Source organism: Bosea sp. F3-2 (genome assembly GCF_008253865.1).
Taxonomy (GTDB): domain Bacteria; phylum Pseudomonadota; class Alphaproteobacteria; order Rhizobiales; family Beijerinckiaceae; genus Allobosea.
In genome coordinates this window covers 826,171-848,404 of record NZ_CP042331.1, presented here as the reverse complement: position 1 = coordinate 848,404, position 22,234 = coordinate 826,171, and the positions used below count along the sequence as shown (strand labels likewise).

Genomic DNA, 22,234 nt, shown 5'->3' with positions numbered 1-22,234 from the left:
AAGCTTGGTTAGCCGGTTCTTGCCCGAAATCGTTCGATTTGAGTGATCTCCGCGGACCCGACGGCATCTCCCGCAAGCAGCGAACGCTGTTCACGAAAGAGCTTTCGCAGCGCGCCGAGCACGGCGATGACGCAGGGCCGGCTGCGCGAGACGTCGTGCGAGACCAGATAGATGTCGTCGCCGGTCTGTTCAGGCGGTGGCTCCAGCCGGCGCAGGGTCGGGTCGGCATCGCCCATGAAGCAGGGCGCCATCGAGAGAGCCCCGGCCGAGCGGATGCTTTCGTAGCGCGCGGAAGAATCGCCGACGCGGGCTGCGATCGGCCTGCCAGCGGCATAGGCCATGATGTAGTCGTCGATCCGGGACGAGGTTTCGCGATTGACCGAGATGATCGGGGCCGTGGCGGGATCGACGTCGTGCCGGACATAAAGCGCCTGCATCAGCCGGCCGAGCTTCTGCGCGTAGTGGCCCGGCTCGGTCGGCGCCCTGCTCATGCGCAGCGCGATATCGGCCTCGCCGCGGGCGAGATCGAGCCGGCTGCGCGTGCTGATGATGACGATCTCAACGCCGCCGGCCGCGGCCGAGATCGCGGTCGCATGCATGGTCAGGAGGAGGCTGATCGAGGTCGTCGCGGTGACGCGCACCGGTGCGTTGGCAAGCGGTTTCGCAGCTTCCGCGCGGACCGCAAAACGGCGGGCGGCGGCCTCGATCTCTCCGGCCTCAGCCGCAAGTTCCAGTCCGATCGCCGTCGGGACGAGCCTGTTGGCCTCGCGCGTGAAGAGTTGAAGCCCGAGGTCGCGTTCGAGCGCCTTGAGGCGGCGCGTGACGGTGGCCTCGCTCAGCCCGAGCTGTGCCGCCGCCACGGCCATCGACCCGCCGACGGCGATGGCGTGGAAAATGCGGATGTCGTCCCAGGAGGCGCTCCCGGCGGCTGCCGCCAGATCGCCGTCGCGTCGAGATGGAGGTGGAGCAGGCTCGGCCATGGGGTCAGCGGCCAGTCGCCTTGCGCGGTCCGGCGCTTGTGGTCATGGCGTTCCGTGAGCGGGGGCAGGTTCGGCATGCGCGAACCCTGCCTGCAGCCGCATCGTCGGACAGCCCGGCGGCCGTGAAGCCCAGCCCCTCAGAGTTGCGGGGCTCGCTCCTCACAGGTCGATCAGCTCGCCGGCGAAGGCGGCGCGTTCCTGGATGAAGGTGAAGCGTGCTTCCGGCTTGTTGCCCATCAGCCGCTCGACCGTATCCGAGGTTTCCTCCTTCGCCTCATGGTCCACCATGACCTTGAGCAGGATGCGCTTGGCCGGATCCATGGTGGTTTCCTTGAGCTGCTGCGGCATCATCTCGCCAAGGCCCTTGAAGCGCGAGATCTCCGGCTTCTTGCCCTTGAACGCCGTCTCCAGCAGCTCCTCCTTATGGGCGTCGTTGCGGGCATAGATGCTCTTGCCGCCATGCTGGAGCCGGTAGAGCGGCGGCACGGCGAGGTAGAGATGGCCCTTCTCGATCAGCCGCGGCATCTGCCGCCAGAAGAAGGTGACGAGCAAGGAGGCGATATGGGCACCGTCGACATCGGCGTCCGTCATCACGATGACCTTGTCGTAGCGGAGGTCGTCCTCGCGGAACTGGGTGCCGATGCCGCAGCCGAGCGCCAGGATCAGGTCGGCGAGTTGCTGATTCGCGTTAAGTTTCTCGCGCGTCGCGTTGGCGACGTTGAGGATTTTGCCGCGCAGGGGAAGGATCGCCTGGTTCGAGCGATTGCGCGCCTGCTTGGCCGAGCCGCCGGCCGAGTCGCCCTCGACGATGAAGAGCTCGGAGCCTGCCGCACCGGCATTCGAGCAGTCGGCGAGCTTGCCGGGCAGGCGTAGCTTGCGCGTCGCGGTCTTGCGCGAGACTTCCTTTTCGAGGCGACGGCGCAGGCGCTCCTCGGCGCGGTCGACTGACCAGTCGAGCAGGCGCAGAGCCTGTTGCGGGGCGGCGGCGAGCCAATGGTCGAAGGCATCGCGCACCGCGCCCTCGACGATGCGGGAGGCTTCCAGCGTCGCGAGCTTGTCCTTGGTCTGGCCCTGGAATTCCGGTTCGCGGATAAAGACCGAAAGCATGGCCGCGCAGGTCGCCATCACGTCGTCGGAGGTGACCTGCGCCATGCGCTTCGACTGGCCGATGCGCTCGGCATGGTCGCGAAGGCCACGCAGCAGGGCGATGCGCAGACCCTGCTCATGGGTGCCACCCTCGGGCGTCGGGATGGTGTTGCAGTAGGAGGAGGAAAAGCCGTCCTCGCCGGTCGCGAGCCAGGCCACCGCCCATTCGAGCGAGCCGTGGCTGCCTTCCTTGGTGATCTTGCCCGAGAAGATCGGCTCGGCGACCAGGTCCTTGCCCTCGATCTCGCGGCCGAGATAGTCACGCAAGCCGCCGGGGAAGCGGAACACCGCCTCGGCCGCGACGTCGCCTTCCGGCTTCAGCAGCGATGGCGCACAGGTCCAGCGGATCTCGACGCCGCCGAAGAGATAGGCCTTGGAGCGCGCCATGCGGAAGAGGCGGGCCGGGGAGAAATGCGCACCCTCGCCGAAGATCTGCGCATCGGGATGGAAGCGCACCTTCGTGCCGCGCCGGTTGGCGACGGCGCCGACCGTCTCCAGCGGCCCCTGCGGCAGTCCGCGCGAAAAGATCTGGCGGTAGAGCGTCTTGCCGCGCGCGACCTCGACCTCGAGCCGGTCGGACAATGCATTCACCACCGAGACACCGACGCCATGCAGGCCGCCCGAGGTCTCATAGGCCTTGGAGTCGAACTTTCCGCCGGCATGCAGCGTCGTCATGATGACTTCGAGCGCGGACTTGCCCGGGAATTTCGGATGCGGGTCGACCGGGATGCCGCGGCCATTATCGGTGACCGCGATCGAGCCGTCCTCGAACAATTCGACATCGATGAAGGTGGCATGGCCCGCCACCGCCTCGTCCATGGCATTGTCGATCACCTCGGCGAAGAGGTGATGCAGCGCGCGCTCGTCGGTGCCGCCGATATACATGCCGGGCCGCCGCCGGACCGGCTCCAGCCCTTCGAGCACCTCGATCGCCGAGGCATCGTAGCCGGCCTCGGAAAGCGTGCCGTTGCGCGCGCCGTTCCCTGCGGGCGCGGGGGCTTTCGGCACCGCGGCCGGCGAGCGCGCTTCCGGCATTGGATCGGCCGCACGGGGCCGCTCCGATTCCGAGCCGAAAAGATCGCCGTTCTCTGCCATCGCTGCCAAATGCTTCCTGATTCGCGGAACTGAAATTCTAGAGCCGGATCCGATCAGGTTGAAACAACCTGATCGGTGAATCCGTCTCTAAACTTAAGTAAGAGAACGCGTTCTCCGATCTGACTGCGTTGCAGTCAGATCGGCGCGTTCTCTAGCGCATCGCCGGGCGCTGCGCCTGGTCGGGTTGCTTATAGACAGCTGCTCCGCGCATCGAAACTCTCTTCTCGGGACGTCTTCCGCCTGTCATGCCGATGTGACGATCTGTGTCGGGAGCAGGAACCGGGAGTGTTCAGCCTGCGTTAACCATCACCGTCGAGGATCGACGTCACGATCGGGCCTATGCGGAGAATCGCAATGCGCTATGATCGGCCTAAGGGGGAGGAGAGCGTGGCGTCGCGTCAGCCGGTAGGGGGCAAGGGTATCGCGGGTCTGCAGCGCACGGCGCGCCTCGCGGGAGAATGCTTTGGGCATGAGGATGTCGTCAGCGCTGCGCTGACCGATAGTGCTTCATCCCGTTGGTTGTGGTGGATCGCGGCGATCGCCGCATCGGCAGGGCTGGTCGCTCTGCATTTCTACTGACGCAAATCGCTTCGACAGCGCGGAAATATCAACCTTTTTGCCCTAGGGCCTGTGGCTGGAGGGCGAGGGTGAATGCATTTCGGCATCGATTTCGGCGCGGTCGATCATAGGGCCGACAATTCGGCCGTTAGAGCATTTTCGAGCGAAGTGGACACCGGTTCGCGTGAAGAAAATGCGATAAAACAAAGAGCTAGAGGAGCGACGGCCTGATGGCCAAGCTCGCGGCTCTTTCGACCTATCTCTACCAAGCCTTGCTGGCTTTCGGACTGCTGCTGGCGGTCTCGCATCGGCTGCCGGCCGAGCACTATGTCACCTATTCGCTGTTCGTCTCGCTGACCCAGTTCGCCGCGATCGCGATCTTCGAATGGATACGCTTCGCCTGCAGTCGCTTCTATCCCGGACCGGATCTGCATAGCGAGGCGACCGAGCGCGGCGTCATCCAGTTCGAGTTTCTCGCCAGCTCCGCCATCTGCATGCTCTGCGGGATGGCCGCGCCAGCGTTCGGGCTGCCGCTCTGGATCGGGATTGCGGGAGCCATCGTTGCAATCCTGCAGGCGGCCGGCGAACTGCATCTGACGATGCTGCGATTCCGGCAGAAGTTTCGGATCTTCTCCCTGCTCCAGGGCGCCAGGGCGAGCGTCATCGCGGTCGCGACCTTGGCCGGCGCTTTCGCCTCTGCCGATTTCGAGCATGTCGTCATCGGCGTGCTGGCCGGCAATCTGCTCTATTGCGCAGGAGCCTGGGCGCTCTCGCACCGTGTCATGCCATTCGCGCCGCGCCGCGACGTCAGCGTGATACGCCGCCATCTCGCCTATGGCAGCGTCTCGGCCGGCGCCTCTGTCGCGAACTTGCTGGCGCCGCTCGGGCTCAAGGCCATTCTGGCGCAGGCGCTGGGCACTGCCGGCGCCGCCGGGCCGATGCTGGCGCTCGATCTGCTCCAGCGCCCCTTCGTGCTGATCGTTTCCGCCATCCAGGCCATCCGCTACCCCATGCTGGTCTCACTGTTCGATCGAGGCGATGCGGCAGGCGAGATGCGCGGCGAGCTGGGGCGCTACTACGCGCTCCTGGCCGGCTTCTCGATCATGGGAGCGGCTGCGATCATCGCCCTGATCGATATCGCGACCACGCTGGTGATCGCGAACGAGCTCAGAACCTCGTTCCTGCGCACGGCACCGCTGATCACGGTCATGGCGTTACTACGGGCATTGACCCAGACGCTCTTGCCCACGCCCGCCCATCTGCGCCGCCGTCTCTCGGTCATCGGGTTGCTCGCCGTGGCCGATTGCGTCCTGACCTGCGCGGGCGCGATTGCAGCGGTTTCCGTCTGGGGCGGTTCCGATATTGCGGTCGCGGGCGGCGCGGCGGCGGGCGCGGCGCTGGCGTTGGCGGGAGGGCTCTTCATGCTGCAGCTGTTGCCTTTCGAGATGCCGTGGGCGCCGATCGCGGCTACCCTAGCCGCCTTCGCGGCGGCCTGGAGCACGTCCGTGGCACTTGCCGGCCATCTCTGGCTGTCGACCGCCATGTCCATCGGGATTGTCGCCGCCGTGAGCCTTCCCGTCCTGCCGCGGATGCTGCAATGGCTGACTCGCTGAACGGTGCCGTGCTGCCGCGAAGGCGGCAAGGGGGCGCGGTCGGCGCGGCCAGCTGAAAGGTAACGGCATCACGCTGCTCGACCTGTCGAGGGCGCGGCTGAGCCCGCAGCGAATCCTGTCGTTCAAATAGGGGCGTCAGCCCTTCCTCAATCTTTCGCGGCCAGAATGTTCGTGGGAGGCTTTCGTGCGCGCGGTCATCATCAGCGATTTCGGCTCGGTCAATGGCGGCGCCGCAAAAGTTGCCATCGAGAGCGCGCGCGGCCTGGCCGAAGCCGGTGTCGAGATCGTCTTCGCCTGCGCCATCGGTCCCGTTTCCGACCGGCTCGATCATCCTCTGATCAGCGTCGAACGCTTTGCCGGCGAGGACATCTGGCAGGTCGGCAGCAAACTCGCGGCAGCCAGGCAAGGCATCTGGAACGCCCGGGCGCATACCTTCCTGAGCGAACTTCTGGCGCGCCAGCCGCGCGGCGAGACTCTGGTGCATCTCCATCAGTGGACCAAGGCTTTCAGCCCGGCGGCGATCGCGGCGGCCGGCGAAAGCGGGCTGCCGGTCGCGATCACCATGCACGACTATTTCTCCTTCTGCCCGGTCGGCGGCTATTTCGATTTCAGGGCCAATGCGCCCTGTCGGCTGAAGCCGATGTCGGTCGACTGCATCACCAGCAACTGCGATCGAGCCTCGTATGTCCACAAGCTTGTCCGGGTGGCGCGCCAATGGCGTTCCGACGAGGCGATGCGCAAGCTCTCCGCGCCGCTCTTCATCCATGTCAGCGATTTCGCCCGCAGCTTCGCCGAGCCCTTCTTGCCGAAACAGGCGCGCCATGCCGTGGTCGAGAACATGATGGAGGCGCAGAAGCGGCGGCCCGCGCAGGTGGCGAACAACCGGCATGCCCTGTTCCTCGGCCGGTTCACCCAGGAGAAGGCCGGCGACATCCTGGCGCAGGCAGCAGCCGATGCCGGCATGCCCGCGCTCTTCGTCGGGGAAGGGCCGCTGGCCGCGGAGATCGCACGCATCAATCCACAGGCCGAGATCCGCGGCTGGGTGCCTGCGGAGCAGGTCTTCGACGAGATCGCGCAGGCGCGCTGCCTCGTGCTGCCCTCCCTCTGGTACGAGCCTGGACCGCTGGTGATCGCCGAAGCGCGCTCTCTCGGCGTGCCGGTGGTTCTGGCGCGGACCACGGGGCCGGCAAGCTGGGTCGATGACGGCGAGGACGGCATCCTCGTCGACGGCGGAGATGCCGCCGGACTTGCTGCGGCGCTCAGCCGACTCAAGGACGATGCGCTCGCGCAGGCGATGGGCGCCGCAGCCTATCGCCGCTACTGGGCGGACCCGTTGACGACAGCTCGGCATGTCGGGCGTACGGTCGAGAACTATCGCCGTCTCGTCAGCGGGAAGCAGTGAAACCGCCACTCTGAGCTGATCTCAAGCCATTATCAGCCTGGATCGTGCCAGTACCGTCGAGTACGGCAACGACCTTGCCACAGCCGCTACCTCTCAGAGACCGCTTGGAAATTCCAGCCCTCATGCTGAGGAGCGCCGCAGGCGCGTCTCGAAGGATGATCCAGTGGGTTCCTAAGCCTCCTGGAGCATCCTTCGAGACGCCATTCCTCACGGAATGGCTCCTCAGGATGAGGGCTTGGTGGATTTTCAAACGATCTGTCAGCCCCGTCGCTCGACTGCAACAAAAAACCGGGGCGTCGCCGCCCCGGTGAAAGGTAGCCGCGAATCCGCGGCCAGGAGGAGACCTTGGCCGGCTCGCAGAGCCGGCCCGAGCCCTCAGTACGAATAGTACATCGCGAACTCGATCGGGTGCGGCGTCATCTCGAAGCGCGCCACATCCTGCATCTTGAGCTCGATATAGCTCTCGATGAAGTCGTCGTTGAAGACGCCGCCGGCCTTGAGATAGGCGTTGTCCTTCTTGAGCGCTTCCAGCGCCTCGCGCAGCGAGCCGCAGACGGTCGGGATCTTCTTCAGCTCGCGCGGCGGCAGGTCGTAGAGATCCTTGTCCATCGCCGGGCCGGGGTCGATCTTGTTCACGATGCCGTCGAGGCCGGCCATCAGCATCGCGGCGAAGGCGAGGTAGGGGTTCGCCATCGGATCGGGGAAGCGGACCTCGACGCGCTTGGCCTTCGGCGAGGTCGTCCACGGAATACGGCAGGAGGCCGAGCGGTTGCGCGCCGAATAGGCGAGCAGCACCGGGGCCTCATAGCCCGGGACGAGGCGCTTGTAGGAGTTGGTCGAGGGGTTGGTGAAGGCATTCAGCGACTTGGCGTGCTTGATGATGCCGCCGATGTACCACAGGCACTCCTGCGACAGGTCGGCATATTTGTTGCCGGCGAAGAGCGGCTTGCCGTTCTTCCAGATCGACTGGTGCACGTGCATGCCCGAGCCGTTGTCGCCATAGACCGGCTTCGGCATGAAGGTCGCGGTCTTGCCGTAGCTCTGGGCAACGTTGTGGATCGCGTATTTGTAGATCTGCATCAGGTCGGCGGTGTGCGTCAGCGTGTCGAACTTCATGCCGAGTTCGTGCTGGGCCGAGGCGACCTCGTGGTGATGCTTCTCGACCTTGACGCCCATGGCCTGCATGGCCGCCAGCATCTCGCCGCGCATGTCCTGCGCCGAATCCTGCGGCGGAACCGGGAAATAACCGCCCTTGGTGGCGATGCGGTGGCCGAGGTTGCCGCCCTCGTAGTCGGCATAGCCGTTGGTCGGCAGCTCGACGTTATCGAGCTTGAAGCCGGTGTGGTACGGATCGGCCGCGATCTTGACGTCGTCGAAGACGAAGAACTCGGCCTCGGGGCCGACATAAACGGTGTCGCCGATGCCGGTCGACTTGAGGTAGGCCTCGGCCTTCTTGGCGATGCCGCGCGGATCGCGGCCATAGGGCTCGCCGGTGGCCGGCTCGAGCACATCGCAGTTGATGACCATCGTGGCGGCCGAGAAGAACGGATCCATCGTCGCGGTGGTCGGATCCGGCATCAGCAGCATGTCGGACTCGTTGATCGCCTTCCAGCCGGCGATCGAGGAGCCGTCGAACATCGTGCCTTCGGCGAAGATGTCCTCGTCGATCATGCCGACGTCGAACGTCACATGCTGCCACTTGCCGCGCGGGTCGGTGAAGCGGAAGTCGACGTATTTGACGTCGTTGTCCTTGATCGCCTTGAGGACATCCTTGGCGCTTTTCATTTCAGCATTCCTCTTGCCAGCAGTTTATCAAACTCGTGGGCCGTCGCTGGCTCCAATCCAGCCACCGGCCTTTGATCCCGTGATGCGGGGGAAATACTTCAGATCGCGTCCGCGCCGGTCTCGCCGGTCCGGATGCGGATAGCCCCCTCGACCGTCGATACAAAAATCTTGCCATCTCCGATCCGGCCGGTTTGGGCGGCCTTGACGATCGCTTCGATGGCGCGGTCCACCATGTCGTCGTTCAGTACGATCTCGATCTTCACCTTCGGCAGGAAGTCGACGACATATTCGGCGCCGCGATAGAGCTCGGTATGGCCCTTCTGGCGGCCGAAGCCCTTTGCTTCGAGCACGGTGATACCCTGCAGGCCGACCTCCTGAAGCGCCTCCTTCACCTCGTCCAGCTTGAAGGGCTTGATGATCGCTTCGATCTTCTTCATGCGCCGATCGACCTCCACTGCGCTTCGAGGGTCCGGCACGTGCCGGAAAGGGAACTGCAACGATCCGTCATCGCGGGCTGGGCGCCCTTCGGCTTCGAACCATTGCGACCGTACTTCTGCTCATAGCATTGGCGCAAACGCCCCGCCATGCGGCAGACCCCTTCGACGCGCCCGTGCAGGAGGCAAAAAACAGCACAAAAATAGATCATGTGCCTAATTATATAGCAATTCTCGCGATAGGCCTTCTCTTGCGATATCGCGCCCGGCCATCCCATCATGCCGGATGACCATTTCTGAAGCCGAAGCGATGCAGCCATCGGATCTTGCCCTGCTTTCGACCGACCAGATGCGCCGGGCGGACGGCATTGCGATCGCCACCGGCACGGCCGGGATCACTCTGATGGAGCGTGCGGGAAGCGCCGTTGCCGATGCCGCGTTGCGGCGCGTCGGGAAAGGCGCCAGGGTCGCGATCGCCTGCGGTCCCGGCAACAATGGCGGCGACGGCTTCGTTGCGGCCCGGCTGCTGCAGGAGAGCGGGGTCACGGTGCAAGTAGCGCTGCTGGGCTCGCCGGATGCCCTCCAGGGCGATGCCGCGCTTGCTTTCGCGCAGTGGAGCGGGCCGGTTCTGCCGCTCGCATCGCTCGGCGATGGGACGATCGATCTCTATATCGACGCGCTGTTCGGCGCAGGGCTCAAGCGGCCGCTCGCCGGCGAGGCAGCCGAAGCCGTCGCGCTCATGAACGGTGCTGGTCGCCCGGTGATCGCCGTCGACATTCCCAGCGGCGTATCCGGGGATACCGGCCAGGCCGAAGGCCCCGCCGTTCGCGCGACTGAAACCGTGACCTTCTTCCGACTGAAGCCGGGTCATCTCCTGTTGCCGGGGCGCGCGCTCTGCGGCGAGATCGTCGTCGCCGATATCGGTATCCCGGCCGCGAGGGCATTGTCCGAGATCGCGCCCGCGACCTTCCGCAACGAACCGGCGCTTTGGCTCGCCGCCTTGCCGCATCACGGCCTCGACACGCACAAGTTCCGGCGCGGGGCGGTGGCCGTCGCCGCAGGCGGTATCACGGGTGTCGGCGCGCCGCGTTTGAGCGCGCGGGCGGCGTTGCGGATCGGCGCCGGGCTCGTGACGATCCTGTGCGCGCCGGGGGCCCTGGCCGCTCATGCATCGCACGGCCCGAACGCCGTGATGCAGCGCCCGGTCGCGGACGGTGAGGCGTTCACTGGATTCCTGCAGGACCGACGGATCTCTGCCATCGTGGCCGGGCCGGCGCTGGGCCTGGACGAGCGGGCTGCCGCCCTGGTCCGCTCAGTTCTCGCCAGCGACAGGCCGGCCGTGCTCGATGCCGACGCCCTGACCTTGCTTGCGACGTCGCTGCGCGAGGAAGCCCCCGCCTCGAACCCCACCTATCCTCGCGTGTTCACGCCGCATGAGGGCGAGTTCCAGCGCCTGTTCGGCAAGGAGCCGGCGATCGCGATGGAAGCCTCGAAGCTGGAGCGTGCGCGCAAGGCGGCGGCTCACGCTGACGCCATCCTCGTTTACAAGGGGGCGGATACGGTCATCGCCGCGCCGGACGGGCGGGCGGCGATCAATGCGACCGGCTCGGCGGCGCTGGCGACCGCGGGCTCCGGCGATGTGCTGGCGGGACTGATCGCCGGCCTGCTCGCGCAAGGGATGAGCGCTTTCGAAGCGGCCTGCGCAGCCGTCTGGCTGCATGGCCGGGCAGGAGAGGCGCTCGGCATGGGATTGATCGCGGACGACCTGCCGGAGGCGGTTCCGCCATTGCTCCGCAGCCTGTCTGCGGGGTGAAGTAGTCCTGCGCCGAGGAGAAGCCCGCCCTTGCGGGCGGGCTTCGCTCGGTTACCCAAGCACGTATCGCTCAGCTGCCCGAATAGGTCACGGCAGGCGCCGCGTGGAGCTGATCCTTGGTCAGCGTGATCTTGCCATGGTCCGGATACATCGCAGGCGCCTTGGGCGCCGCTGCAGCCGGAGGCGTGGACGGCATCGCGCCGCCGGTCCCGGCCGCACCACCGCTACCCGACGCGGCCGGAGCCGGAGCCGGCGCAGGCGGCGTGATCGGCTGGTCGCTCCAGCTCACCTGCTCGAACGGAATCGCGACATCCTTCGCGCCGATGCCGAGGAAGCCGCCAACGCCGACGGTCACCATCTCGACCTTGCCGGTCTTGTCGATGATCACTTCCGTGACGTCGCCAACCTTCTTGTCGTCGGGGCCGTAGATGTCGACGCCGATCAGCTTGGTGGTGCGCCACTTGCCCTGGCCGGCGAGATTGATCGGCGCCGGTGTGCTCTTCTCGGCAGGAGCCGAGGCTTTCGGCGCAGAGGACGGCGGCGAGGGCGCAGTGGTCTGGGCGAGCGCGGTCGCCGCGAGCAGGCCCGCGGCGACAGAAGCGAACACAACATGTTTGATCATGTTTTCCTCCTGAGTGTTTCCGCAGCGATGCGGATTGTCGTAACAACAATCGAGAGTCAAATTTGTTCAGAGCATGTGTTATCGAAGCTGTGTTGAAACGTTTCGGCAAAGAACATCTCTCCGAAGACGCTGGCTTCGCTTCGGTTCTGAAAGAATTTGCTCGCGGAACGAGGCCGTGCTCGTATGCCGCGGAGGAAGAACGCCGGGAGCACGGCACTGTTCCATCTGAGGAGGAGACTGCAATGTCGCCGGCTATGATTACGGTTGCGCTGAGCAGGGAGGTTCTGGCAGCGCTCGATCATTACATCACGACGCAGACCCCGCCCCGTACGCACGCCGAGCTGATCGCCGAGATCGTCTCGCAATGGGCCGCGACACAAGGCGGGCAGGGCGGTCCGCCGGATGAGGGGCTACGCCCCGAGGAGCTCAACGCCAGCAACGACTCCTAGATCGCCGCGCGTCCTATCGGACGCGATAAAGGTGATCTACATCTTTGATATCGCATCTGATTTTTCCGAAAGGTGGATTCCACTTTTCGGTCCGATGCTATAGGGGTGTCGCTCGGAATGACCTCCGGCGAATTGCGCCGGCATCAATCGTCGGCGTCTTCGCGGCGAAGCTCGAAGGAGAGCATGGCTTCGGCGAGGGCGTGCAGCTCCTTCTCCTTGTCCGCGGTGTCCGGCATGGCGTTCAGCTCCTTCACCCGCTGCTGGGCGCGGTCGTAGTCCTCGTCGCTATGGATGACGATGGGCAGCTTCACGTTGTGATCTCCTTTGCTCGTCCGGCTCGCCCTACCGTCCCCAAGGCGCATCGGGGGGCGCTCCTGCGCTCGTCGGAAACCAACGAAGCAGCCGGGCGGCGCGTTTCGGTTTCGCAGGCCCCGCTTAAGCGTTCGGCAAGGCCCTGCCGGCCATCATAGGGCTCCAACCCTGAACGGGAAGAGGCGATGAACAGGATGTTCCTCCTGGCGCTGCTGGCCGGCGCCGCCGTACCAGCCGCGTCGCAGCCGGCCGCGGCCTTCTGGCAGCGCTCCCAGGTCTCGCGCTGCAACGACGCCACCACCGAGGCCGAGCGGCAGATGCTGCGCTGCTGGGAGCTCAACGCCTATGCCGATCCCGGCTGGCCGCCGCTCGGTGTCGGCGTTGGCCTGGGAGGCGCCTATTACCTGGGCCCGCCGGCCCCATATGGTGGGCGCGTGCAGAAGGGCGGGGTCACGCGCCGCCTCGGCTGAGCGCGCGCAGATCGCAGTTTCCTTGCGTAAGGGGCTCGCGAAGGAGCCGGCGTTCGTGGCAGAATTGCATTGCGCGCCGACGAGGCCCAACACCTCTTGCCAAAGACGCAATTGTTCGACGTGACCTGGTGATCGGCGACGCCGCCGGCTACTGAGCTGCAACCCGTCTCCGTGACAGCGGAAGAATTGGAGGAACCCATGACCCTGCGCATCAACGACACGGCCCCGGACTTCGCGGCCGAAACGACAGAGGGACCGATCCAATTCCATGACTGGATCGGCGACAGCTGGGCGGTGCTGTTTTCCCATCCGAAGAACTTCACGCCGATCTGCACCACCGAACTCGGCACGATGGCCGGCATCAAGGGCGAGTTCGACAAGCGCAACGTCAAGATCATCGGCATCTCCGTCGATCCGGTCGAGAGCCACCACAAATGGAAGGCCGACATCCAGACCGCGACCGGTCACAACGTCACCTATCCGATGATCGGCGACAGCGAGCTCAAGGTCGCCAAGCTCTACGACATGCTGCCGGCTTCGGCCGGCGACACCTCCGAAGGCCGCACCCCGGCCGACAACCAGACCGTGCGTTCGGTCTTCCTCATCGGCCCGGACAAGAAGGTCAAGCTGACGCTCACCTATCCGATGACGACGGGCCGCAACTTCCAGGAGATCCTGCGCGCGATCGACTCCATCCAGCTGACGGCGAAATACCCGGTGGCGACCCCGGCGGACTGGAAGCCGGGAGAAGACGTCGTCATCGCCGGCTCGGTCTCGGACGAGGACGCCACCAAGCGCTTCGGCCTCTTCGAGCGCGTCCTGCCTTATCTCCGCAAGACGAAGCACCCCGCTGCCTGACGAGAAGACGGCACCCGCCACGTCCGTTGCGGGTGCCGATCGGCCCGGAGGCATTGCCGTTGCCGCGGCCGTATCCGGCGTTGACGCAGGCAGGGGAGCGTTGAAGTGGACATCACGCAGCTCAAGCCGATGGTCCGGGGATTCTACGATCCGCCGACCGGCTCGATCCAGTACGTCGTCGCCGACCCGGCAACGCGGCACTGCGCGATCATCGATCCGGTCCTCGATTTCGACGAGAAATCCGGGGCGGTCAGCACCGCGAATGCCGATGCGCTGCTCGACTACCTGGATACCGAGGGCCTCAGCCTCCAGTGGATCCTCGACACCCATCCGCATGCCGACCATCTCTCGGCCGCGCATTATCTCAAGGGCCGGACCGGCGCGCCGACCGCGATCGGCGAGCGCATCGTCGACGTCCAGAAGCTCTGGAAGACCATCTACAACTGGCCCGGCTTTCCGGCGGACGGCTCGCAATGGGACCGCATCTTCGCCGATGGCGAGGAATTCCTGATCGGCGAGATGCCGGTCCGGGTCCTGTTCTCGCCCGGCCATACGCTCGCCTCGATCGCCTATCTCACCGGCGATGCGGCCTTCATCCACGACACGCTGTTCATGCCCGACAGCGGCACGGCGCGGGCCGATTTTCCCGGCGGCGATGCCGGCCGGCTCTGGCGCTCGATCCAGGCCATCCTCGCCCTGCCGGAGCAGACGCGGCTGTTCACCGGCCATGACTACCGGCCGGAAGGCCGGCCGCCCCGATGGGAAAGCACGGTCTGCGAGCAGAAGGCCGCCAATACCCACATCGTCAAATGCCGGAGCGAGGCCGAGTTCGTCGCCCTGCGCGAGGCGCGCGACCGGACGCTGCCGATGCCGCGCCTGATCCTCCATGCCCTGCAGGTCAACATCAATGGCGGGCGCCTGCCGGAGCCTGAAGCCAATGGGCAGCGCTATCTGAAATTCCCGCTCGATGCGCTGAAGGCCTGCGGCGTTTGAACGACCGAGGATAGGGGAGGCGCGAAGGGACGGGGATAAGTTCAGTGCGGGAACCGTCCCCGTCATGGTCGCCCTTGTGGCGACCATCCACGTCTTTGCGCCGGAACGACCGCGCGCGGCCTTCGTCATTGGCTGGCGCTCGCCCTGGGCGCCGCAAGACGTGGATGCTCGGGACAAGCCCGAGCATGACGGGGATGCAGGCGACCCGCGACGCCCCGCAATTGACGATGCCAGCAGCGGTGCCCCATGACACGGCTGTCGAGCAAAGGAGTGCGCGCCATGAAAGCCGTCGTCTACGAAGCCTTCGGGCAGGCCCCCGAGCTGCGCATCCTGCCCGACCCGGTGCCGGAGCCGCACAGCGTCGTCATCAAGGTGGAAGCGACGGGCCTGTGCCGCAGCGACTGGCATGGCTGGGTCGGGCACGACCCCGATATCCGCCTGCCGCATGTGCCGGGTCATGAGCTCGCCGGCGTCATCGCCGCCGTCGGGCGCAGCGTCGTGCGCTTCCGCGAGGGCGACCGCGTCACCGTGCCCTTCGTCGCGGGCTGCGGCTCCTGCCCGCAATGCCATTCCGGCAACCAGCAGGTCTGCGATTACCAGTTCCAGCCCGGCTTCACCCATTGGGGCTCCTTCGCCGAATATGTCAGGATCGACCGGGCCGACCTCAATCTCGTGCGCCTGCCCGACGAGATCGATTTCGCCACGGCCGCCAGCCTCGGCTGCCGCTTCGTCACCTCCTTCCGCGCCGTGGTCGATCAGGGCAAGGCCTCGGCCGGCCAATGGGTCGCCGTGCATGGCTGCGGCGGCGTCGGCCTCTCGGCGATCATGATCGCGAATGCGCTCGGCGCCAATGTCGTCGCCATCGACATCTCCGACGACAAGCTGCGCCTCGCCCGCGCGGTCGGCGCCGCGGTGACCATCAACGCGCTGAGTGAGCCCGACGTCGTCGCGGCGGTCCGCGACGCCACTGGCGGCGGCGCCCATGTCTCGCTCGATGCGCTAGGGTCTCCGCAGACCTGCTTCAATTCGGTGGCGAACCTGCGCAAGCGCGGCAAGCACGTCCAGGTCGGGCTTCTGCTGGCGGATCAGGCGACGCCGCCGATCCCGATGGCGCAGGTCATCGCCAACGAGCTGGAAATCCTCGGCAGCCACGGCATGCAGGCGCATCGCTATGGCGCCATGCTCGACATGATCAGCGCCGGCAAGCTCACGCCGCAGCAGTTGGTGGGCCGGCGCATCGACCTGGCCGAGTCGATCCCCGCGCTGATGGCGATGGACCGGTTCGAGGGGACGGGCGTGACGATCATCGATCGGTTTTGACGTCGGTCCAGTGCTGGCTCCTCCCTTCCCCCTCGTGGGGAAGGGTATGGGGATGGGGGGCGTGCGACAGGGTGCAAGGCTGCTCGTAGAAGCGAGTCGGTCCATTTACTGGCGAGTTCGCTCCGACTTTCCGCCCTCCACCCCTATCCCCTCCCCACGAGGGGGAGGGGTTCCCGCGCGTGGTTCTGTAAGGGCAGCGCCCCCTCACTCCCCGAACCGGGCTATCTCCTCCGCGACGCGAGCCTGCGCCCGCTCAAACGCCTCGCCGGGCTCGAGGCCGCTGCTTCGGTGTTCCAGCGCATAGCGGAACAACCGGCGCTCCTCGTCCGGCACCGCCTGCATGAAGGCGGTGAGGCACGCCCCATCGCCGCGCCGGCAGCTCCGCGCCCGGATGCAGGCTCTGTTCTCGCAGCCGCGCCAGACGCCGATGACATCGCCGAGACGCTGCAGGATCAGCGGCCGCGCCTTCTGGCAGCTCTCGAAATCGGTGATCGGCGGGATATCGGCGAAGGGGTTTTGGCGTTTCGGCATGGCGGGGCTCCGGTCGGGACAGGCACGCAGGATCATCCGCCCGCGCTGACGCGCGGCGGGAACGAGCGGGGCTGGCGGAGCGCCGCGAGGCGCGAGGGAGATCCGCAACCGTTGAGCCAGGCTGCGGCGCGGCGGGGTTGAGCCACCCGTCGCACGCCCCGTGGCGCTCCGCCTCCGGCGATTTCGGACTCCGGGCCGCGCTTATCGGGCGGGGCGGTTCAGGATGAGCGGGCTTGGACGCCAGTTCCCCTCATCGGGAACGTCGCGTCGTCGCCTTGCCTCACCGTCACCGGCCGAGCCTTCCAGCGAGCTCCTCGCACAGGGACCGTAGTGTCCCCAGGGCGGTGCCCCGAAGCCTCCCGGGAGCGGGGCGTAACCCCCGCCCGCAGGCGCCGACCCTCACCCAACCTCCAGCATACCTCCGGACGGCCGCCCCGTTTGGGTGATGGGCGAGGGCAGGATAGGGCCGGTGATGAGGGGCGGGGATAAGTTTAGCGAGCCGGTTCCGACACTGGCCCATTCCCGACGGCTGGGGAGTCTGCTTTCGGGCAATGTGGTTGGCACGCAGGCCAATGCACAAAGTGGCGCCGAGCGCCCGGATGGGCTCGGCACCCATCTGTACGTGCGGCCAAATTCGTCGCTATCACTGCTATAGATGGCGCGAATGCTGGAGATGTCCCGGCAGAGCAGGAGCAGATTGTGACCGAGCGATTTGAACGGCATCGCCAACCCTGGACATATGAGGAACTTGAGAAGCTAAAGTTGCTCGCCAAGAAGGGCATGGCACTGAAGGCGATTTCGAAAGCGATGACCCGCAGCGAAGAATCCATCAAAGACCGCGCCAAACTCGATGGCATTGGGATCGCCAAGCTCCGTTAGCCGTGTTCACGGTAAGGCCTTGGGGCGCAAAGCCGACGTCCGTCGTTGTACGATGATGCAGCGTCCGTTCTTGGCGCTCGGCCGAAGCGAGCCAGTCGGCAGCACCAGCGCTGCCGAAGCCAAGGCACGTCTGGGTAGTTCCAACACAGCTTCTGCGAGCTTGGAAGAGTGTGGGCCGTCCGGCGCGCGCCTTCGCAAGGCATCGGAACGGCGACGATACCGAAGCGACCGCCTATGCCTGATCTACCGGATTCGCAGGCGAGGAAGCTCCGCCCGATGGCCGGATGTCCTCGCGCAGAGCGGCCCATGTCAGGAGGGCGTCGAGAGCGGGGCAGAGAGCCTGTCCCCATTCGCTCAGCCCGTACTCGACCTTGGGCGGCACCTGATGGTGCACGATGCGGCGGACGATGCCGTCTTGTTCCATCTGTCGGAGCTGCTGGATCAACATTTTCTGGGAGACAGCGGGGATTGCCCGTTCGAGATCGGAGAAGCGCAGGATCCGTCCGCCGAAGAGATGGAACAGGATCACGAGCTTCCAGCGTCCCTCCAGCAGCTTCAGCGCTCTCTCGACGCCTTCCGCCGCCGTTTCCCGCGTATGGCCATGCGGCTTACCTTCAGGTTTGTACCTTACTTTTTCGTGCGTACTTGTCATTCGGGGAGTCTAGGTCGATCTCCATGCGCAAGCAACAAGCCGGAGATGCCCGATGTCCATCACCCTCCCGAAGCCGATCGCGGATTACTTCGCCGCCGATCGAAAGGATGGCGAAGCGGTCGCCCGCTGTTTCGCCGAGAATGCCACTGTCATCGACGAACGCCGGACCTACACCGGTCGTGACGCGATCCGTTGCTGGAAGGCGGAAGCCTCGTCGCAATACAGCTACGTCGTGGAGCCTGTCGCGATCGCCACCGAAGGCGAACGAACGATCGTGACGAGCCATTTGACCGGCAACTTCCCCGGCAGCCCTGTCGATCTGCGTTTCGTCTTCGTCATCGAAGGCGATGCGATCGTCTCGCTGGAGATTGCACCATGAGCTTCGATCTCGATTTGAAGGGGCGCCGCGCCCTCGTTACGGGCGGCACGAAAGGCCTCGGGGCCGCCGTTGTCTCGGTCCTTCGGGAAACGGGCGTGCGGGTGGTGGCGACGGCGCGCCGCGTGCCCGAATCCTCCTCGGATCATCTCCATTACATTGCCTCCGACATCACCACGGCCGAAGGGTGCGCGCTGGTGGTCAAGGGGGTGCTCGACCGCCTGGGAGGGATCGATATCATCGTCCATGTCTTAGGCGGATCGAGCGCGCCGCCCGGCGGTTTCGCCGCTCTGGACGATCAACAATGGCAGAAGGAATTGAACCTCAATCTGATGCCGGCCGTTCGGCTGGACCGGGCGCTGCTGCCGTCGATGATCGCGCAAGGGACGGGTGTTGTCGTGCACGTCACATCGATCCAGCATGTCCTGCCGCTGCCCGAGTCGACGACCGCCTATGCAGCGGCGAAGGCAGCACTTTCAACCTACAGCAAGAGCCTGTCGAAGGAGGTGACGCCGAAGGGGGTCCGCGTGGTGCGCGTCTCCCCCGGCTGGATCGAAACGGAGGCCGCGGTCGCTCTCGCCGAGCGTCTGGCCGCGCAGGCCGGCACCGACTACGAGGGCGGCAAGCAGATCATCATGAAAAGCCTGGGCGGCATACCTCTAGGCCGGCCGGCGAAGCCTCCGGAGGTCGCCGACCTCATCGCGTTCCTTGTCTCGCCGCGCGCCAGCTCGATCAGTGGGACCGAGTTCGTTGTCGATGGGGGGACGATCCCGACGGCTTGACTGGCAGAAATCGCCTGCCAACAGAGCCGCTCAGAGCATGTCGATCAGCGGCATGAACCTGGAGCATCCGATCTTCGGAGTCTTGGGCGCGAAGGTCTGCTTTTCGGCCATTGCCCAACTTCGGCTGTTGCCGCTACTCCGCCGCCTGCCGCTGCACCTTGCCCTTCTTGATCGGCCGCCTGTCCAGCACCTCCTTGAGGAAGCGCGCGGTGTGGCCTTTGCCGATCCGGACGATGTCCTCCGGCGTGCCCTGCGCCACCACCTGGCCGCCGCCGTCGCCGCCTTCGGGGCCCATGTCGATCACCCAGTCGGCGGTCTTCACCACCTCGAGATTGTGCTCGATCACCACCACCGTATTGCCCTGGTCGACCAGCTCGTGCAGCACCTCCATCAGCTTGGCGACGTCGTGGAAATGTAAGCCCGTCGTCGGCTCGTCGAGGATGTAGAGCGTGCGGCCGGTGGCGCGCTTCGACAATTCCTTGGAGAGCTTGACGCGCTGCGCCTCGCCGCCCGAGAGCGTCGTCGCCTGCTGGCCGACATGGACATAGTTCAGGCCGACGCGGGCGAGCGTCACCATCTTCTCGCGGATCGAGGGCACGGCCTTGAACAGGTCCTTCGCCTCCTCGACCGACATGTCGAGCACATCCGCGATCGACTTGTCGCGGTATTTCACCTCCAGCGTCTCGCGATCGTAGCGCTTGCCCTTGCAGACGTCGCAGGTGACGTAGACATCCGGCAGGAAGTGCATCTCGATCTTGATGACGCCGTCGCCCTGGCAGGCCTCGCAGCGACCGCCCTTGACGTTGAAGCTGAACCGGCCTGCCTGGTAGCCGCGCGCCTTCGCCTCCGGCAAGCCGGCAAACCATTCGCGGATCGGCGTGAAGGCGCCGGTATAGGTCGCCGGGTTCGAGCGCGGCGTGCGGCCGATCGGCGACTGGTCGATGTCGATGACCTTGTCGAGATGCTCCATGCCCTCGATGCGCTCATGCGGGGCCGGGTGTTCGATCGAGCCGTTGAGCTTGCGCGCCACCGCCTTGTAGAGCGTGTCGATGACCAGCGTCGACTTGCCGCCGCCCGAGACGCCGGTGATGCAGGTGAACATGCCGAGCGGGATCTCGACATCGACCTGTTTGAGGTTGTTGCCGCGCGCCCCGACGATCTTGAGGTTGCGGCCCTTCTGCGCCTTGCGGCGTTTGGCCGGCACCGGCACGCTCATCTCGCCGGTGAGATACTTGCCGGTGAGCGAGTTCGGATCGTCGAGAATATCCTGCGGCGTGCCCTTGGCGACGATCTCGCCGCCATGGATGCCGGCGCCGGGGCCGACATCGACGACGTAATCCGCCGTCAGGATCGCGTCCTCGTCATGCTCGACCACGATCACCGTGTTGCCGAGATCCCTTAGCCGGCGCAGCGTCCCGAGCAAACGCTCATTGTCGCGCTGGTGCAGGCCGATCGAGGGCTCGTCCAGCACATAGAGCACGCCGGTCAGGCCCGAGCCGATTTGCGAGGCCAGCCGGATGCGCTGGCTCTCGCCGCCCGACAGCGTGCCGGAGGCGCGGGCGAGCGTGAGGTATTCCAGACCGACATCGAGCAGGAAGGTCAAACGGTCGCGGATCTCCTTGAGGATGCGCGGGGCGATCTCGTTCTGCTTCTTGGAGAGGCGGGCGGGCAGGGCGGTGACCCATTCCAGCGCGTCCTTGACCGAGAGCTTCGAGACTTCGCCGATATGCCGGCCGTCGATCTTCACCGCCAGCGCCTCGGGCTTGAGGCGATAGCCGTTGCAGGCGGCGCAGGGCGTCTCGGACATGAAGCGGCCGATCTCCTCGCGCGCCCAGTCCGATTCCGTCTCCTTCCAGCGCCGCTCCATATTGGTGATGACGCCCTCGAAGGGCTTCTTCACCTCGTAAGAGCGCAGGCCGTCGTTGTAGGCCATGCGCACGGGCTCGGTGCCGGTGCCGAACAGGATGGCCTTCTGCGCGCTCTCCGGCAGCTCCGACCAGGGTTTTGTCATCGAGAAGCCGAAATGCTTCGCCAGCGCCTCCAGCGTCTGGCCGTAATAGGGCGAGGTCGACTTGGCCCAGGGCGCGATGGCGCCCTTCTTCAGCGTCAGCGCATGGTCCGGCACGATCATGTCCGGGTCGATCCGCATCTCGTGGCCCAGCCCATCGCAGACCGGGCAGGCGCCGAACGGGTTGTTGAACGAGAACAGCCGCGGCTCGATCTCGGGAATGGTGAAGCCGGAAACCGGGCAGGCGAACTTGGAGGAGAAGGTGACACGCTTCGCCTCGCCGTTCTCCTGCTTCTCGTCAGCATATTCGAAGACGGCGATGCCGTCGGTCAGCTCGAGCGCCTGCTCCAGCGAGTCGGCGAGACGCGCGCCGAGATCGGGCCGGATCACGATGCGGTCCACCACCACGTCGATGTCGTGCTTGAACTTCTTGTCGAGGGCAGGGGCGTCCGGAATCTCGTAGAACTCGCCATTGACCTTGACGCGCTGGAAGCCGCGCTTCAGCCACTCGGCCATCTCCTTGCGGAACTCGCCCTTGCGGCCGCGCACGACGGGCGCCAGCAGATAGCCGCGGGTCTTCTCCGGCAGCTCGACCAGGCGGTCGACCATCTGCTGCACGGTCTGGCTCTCGATCGGCAGGCCGGTCGCGGGCGAATAGGGAATGCCGGCGCGCGCCCAGAGCAGGCGCATATAGTCGTGGATCTCGGTGACGGTGCCGACCGTCGAGCGCGGGTTCTTCGAGGTCGTCTTCTGCTCGATCGAGATCGCCGGCGAGAGCCCGTCGATCTGGTCGACATCGGGCTTCTGCATCATCTCGAGGAACTGGCGGGCATAGGCCGAGAGCGACTCGACATAGCGGCGCTGGCCCTCGGCATAGATCGTGTCGAAGGCGAGCGAGGACTTGCCCGAGCCGGACAGGCCGGTGAACACGACCAGCTTGTCGCGCGGAATGGCGAGGTCGATGTTCTTGAGGTTGTGCTCGCGCGCGCCGCGCACGGAGATGACGCGGCTGTTCGGATCGGCCGTGCGGTTGCGGTCGAACATGTCTTCCAGCGCAGCAGCTTGGGCGGCGGCGGTATCGGTCTTGCGGGCCATCGGGGCGTCCGTTGCGATGAAGGCCTAGAGGCTAGTATGAGCCATGGAAGCGATTTGATGA

21 protein-coding genes are annotated in these 22,234 nt (G+C 65.8%); 12 read left to right on the top strand and 9 right to left on the bottom strand.

The window, feature by feature from the left end:
• Positions 1 to 8: 8 nt before the first annotated feature.
• Positions 9 to 980, bottom strand: a complete 972-nt coding sequence (locus tag FQV39_RS04045; protein ID WP_149129133.1) for a LysR family transcriptional regulator — start codon at positions 978 to 980, stop codon at positions 9 to 11.
• A gap of 159 nt (positions 981 to 1,139) precedes the next feature.
• Positions 1,140 to 3,221: a DNA topoisomerase IV subunit B gene (gene parE / locus FQV39_RS04040; protein WP_149129132.1), complete on the bottom strand. Its 2,082-nt coding sequence runs from the start codon at positions 3,219 to 3,221 to the stop codon at positions 1,140 to 1,142.
• A 387-nt stretch (positions 3,222 to 3,608) separates the two neighbouring features.
• Here parE and FQV39_RS04035 point away from each other — a divergent pair, with 387 nt between their 5' ends.
• From FQV39_RS04035 to FQV39_RS04025, 3 genes are all read left to right on the top strand, one after another.
• Complete coding sequence (locus FQV39_RS04035; protein WP_149129131.1) at positions 3,609 to 3,800, top strand: hypothetical protein; 192 nt, start codon at positions 3,609 to 3,611, stop codon at positions 3,798 to 3,800.
• Positions 3,801 to 4,009: 209 nt separating this feature from the next.
• Complete coding sequence (locus FQV39_RS04030; protein WP_149129130.1) at positions 4,010 to 5,392, top strand: oligosaccharide flippase family protein; 1,383 nt, start codon at positions 4,010 to 4,012, stop codon at positions 5,390 to 5,392.
• A 184-nt stretch (positions 5,393 to 5,576) separates the two neighbouring features.
• The gene (locus FQV39_RS04025; protein ID WP_149129129.1) at positions 5,577 to 6,794 is read left to right on the top strand and encodes a glycosyltransferase family 4 protein; all 1,218 of its coding nucleotides are present in this window, start codon (positions 5,577 to 5,579) and stop codon (positions 6,792 to 6,794) included.
• A 375-nt stretch (positions 6,795 to 7,169) separates the two neighbouring features.
• Here the strand turns inward: FQV39_RS04025 and glnA are convergent, their stop codons facing one another.
• Both glnA and FQV39_RS04015 read right to left on the bottom strand, forming a co-directional pair.
• Positions 7,170 to 8,579, bottom strand: a complete 1,410-nt coding sequence (gene glnA / locus FQV39_RS04020) for a type I glutamate--ammonia ligase (RefSeq protein ID WP_149129128.1) — start codon at positions 8,577 to 8,579, stop codon at positions 7,170 to 7,172.
• A gap of 98 nt (positions 8,580 to 8,677) precedes the next feature.
• Positions 8,678 to 9,016: a P-II family nitrogen regulator gene (locus FQV39_RS04015; protein ID WP_149129127.1), complete on the bottom strand. Its 339-nt coding sequence runs from the start codon at positions 9,014 to 9,016 to the stop codon at positions 8,678 to 8,680.
• A gap of 307 nt (positions 9,017 to 9,323) precedes the next feature.
• Here FQV39_RS04015 and FQV39_RS04010 point away from each other — a divergent pair, with 307 nt between their 5' ends.
• Positions 9,324 to 10,826: an NAD(P)H-hydrate dehydratase gene (locus FQV39_RS04010; RefSeq protein WP_248313237.1), complete on the top strand. Its 1,503-nt coding sequence runs from the start codon at positions 9,324 to 9,326 to the stop codon at positions 10,824 to 10,826.
• A gap of 70 nt (positions 10,827 to 10,896) precedes the next feature.
• Here the strand turns inward: FQV39_RS04010 and FQV39_RS04005 are convergent, their stop codons facing one another.
• On the bottom strand, positions 10,897 to 11,448 hold the full coding sequence (locus FQV39_RS04005; protein WP_149129126.1) for a PRC-barrel domain-containing protein: 552 nt from the start codon (positions 11,446 to 11,448) through the stop codon (positions 10,897 to 10,899).
• 242 nt (positions 11,449 to 11,690) lie between these two features.
• On the opposite strand from FQV39_RS04005, the gene FQV39_RS04000 reads away from it, so the two are divergent.
• On the top strand, positions 11,691 to 11,897 hold the full coding sequence (locus FQV39_RS04000; RefSeq protein WP_149129125.1) for a hypothetical protein: 207 nt from the start codon (positions 11,691 to 11,693) through the stop codon (positions 11,895 to 11,897).
• A gap of 143 nt (positions 11,898 to 12,040) precedes the next feature.
• Here the strand turns inward: FQV39_RS04000 and FQV39_RS33020 are convergent, their stop codons facing one another.
• On the bottom strand, positions 12,041 to 12,208 hold the full coding sequence (locus tag FQV39_RS33020) for a hypothetical protein (RefSeq protein ID WP_187640158.1): 168 nt from the start codon (positions 12,206 to 12,208) through the stop codon (positions 12,041 to 12,043).
• Positions 12,209 to 12,394: 186 nt separating this feature from the next.
• Here FQV39_RS33020 and FQV39_RS03995 point away from each other — a divergent pair, with 186 nt between their 5' ends.
• The 4 genes from FQV39_RS03995 (at position 12,395) to FQV39_RS03980 (ending at position 15,850) form a co-directional block, all read left to right on the top strand.
• On the top strand, positions 12,395 to 12,679 hold the full coding sequence (locus tag FQV39_RS03995; protein ID WP_149129124.1) for a hypothetical protein: 285 nt from the start codon (positions 12,395 to 12,397) through the stop codon (positions 12,677 to 12,679).
• Between the two features lie 198 nt (positions 12,680 to 12,877).
• The gene (locus FQV39_RS03990) at positions 12,878 to 13,537 is read left to right on the top strand and encodes a peroxiredoxin (RefSeq protein WP_149129123.1); all 660 of its coding nucleotides are present in this window, start codon (positions 12,878 to 12,880) and stop codon (positions 13,535 to 13,537) included.
• Between the two features lie 129 nt (positions 13,538 to 13,666).
• Positions 13,667 to 14,530 (top strand): MBL fold metallo-hydrolase, encoded by an 864-nt coding sequence (locus tag FQV39_RS03985; RefSeq protein ID WP_187640303.1) that lies wholly within the window; start codon positions 13,667 to 13,669, stop codon positions 14,528 to 14,530.
• 279 nt (positions 14,531 to 14,809) lie between these two features.
• Complete coding sequence (locus FQV39_RS03980) at positions 14,810 to 15,850, top strand: zinc-dependent alcohol dehydrogenase family protein (protein ID WP_149129121.1); 1,041 nt, start codon at positions 14,810 to 14,812, stop codon at positions 15,848 to 15,850.
• A gap of 204 nt (positions 15,851 to 16,054) precedes the next feature.
• Here the strand turns inward: FQV39_RS03980 and FQV39_RS03975 are convergent, their stop codons facing one another.
• Complete coding sequence (locus tag FQV39_RS03975) at positions 16,055 to 16,381, bottom strand: hypothetical protein (RefSeq protein ID WP_149129120.1); 327 nt, start codon at positions 16,379 to 16,381, stop codon at positions 16,055 to 16,057.
• Between the two features lie 699 nt (positions 16,382 to 17,080).
• Here FQV39_RS03975 and FQV39_RS03970 point away from each other — a divergent pair.
• Complete coding sequence (locus FQV39_RS03970) at positions 17,081 to 17,260, top strand: hypothetical protein (protein ID WP_054140785.1); 180 nt, start codon at positions 17,081 to 17,083, stop codon at positions 17,258 to 17,260.
• Positions 17,261 to 17,492: 232 nt separating this feature from the next.
• Here the strand turns inward: FQV39_RS03970 and FQV39_RS03965 are convergent, their stop codons facing one another.
• Positions 17,493 to 17,912: a winged helix-turn-helix transcriptional regulator gene (locus FQV39_RS03965; RefSeq protein ID WP_149129118.1), complete on the bottom strand. Its 420-nt coding sequence runs from the start codon at positions 17,910 to 17,912 to the stop codon at positions 17,493 to 17,495.
• Positions 17,913 to 17,964: 52 nt separating this feature from the next.
• On the opposite strand from FQV39_RS03965, the gene FQV39_RS03960 reads away from it, so the two are divergent.
• A complete protein-coding gene (locus FQV39_RS03960; protein ID WP_149129117.1) occupies positions 17,965 to 18,291 on the top strand; it encodes a nuclear transport factor 2 family protein in 327 nt (108 codons plus the stop codon).
• Positions 18,288 to 19,070, top strand: coding sequence for an SDR family oxidoreductase (locus tag FQV39_RS03955; protein ID WP_149129116.1), 783 nt, complete (start codon positions 18,288 to 18,290; stop codon positions 19,068 to 19,070). The genes FQV39_RS03960 and FQV39_RS03955 overlap by 4 nt, the downstream gene beginning before the upstream one ends.
• 133 nt (positions 19,071 to 19,203) lie before the next feature.
• Here FQV39_RS03955 and uvrA read toward each other — a convergent pair whose 3' ends face one another.
• Complete coding sequence (uvrA, locus tag FQV39_RS03950) at positions 19,204 to 22,173, bottom strand: excinuclease ABC subunit UvrA (protein ID WP_149129115.1); 2,970 nt, start codon at positions 22,171 to 22,173, stop codon at positions 19,204 to 19,206.
• Positions 22,174 to 22,234 lie beyond the last annotated feature (61 nt).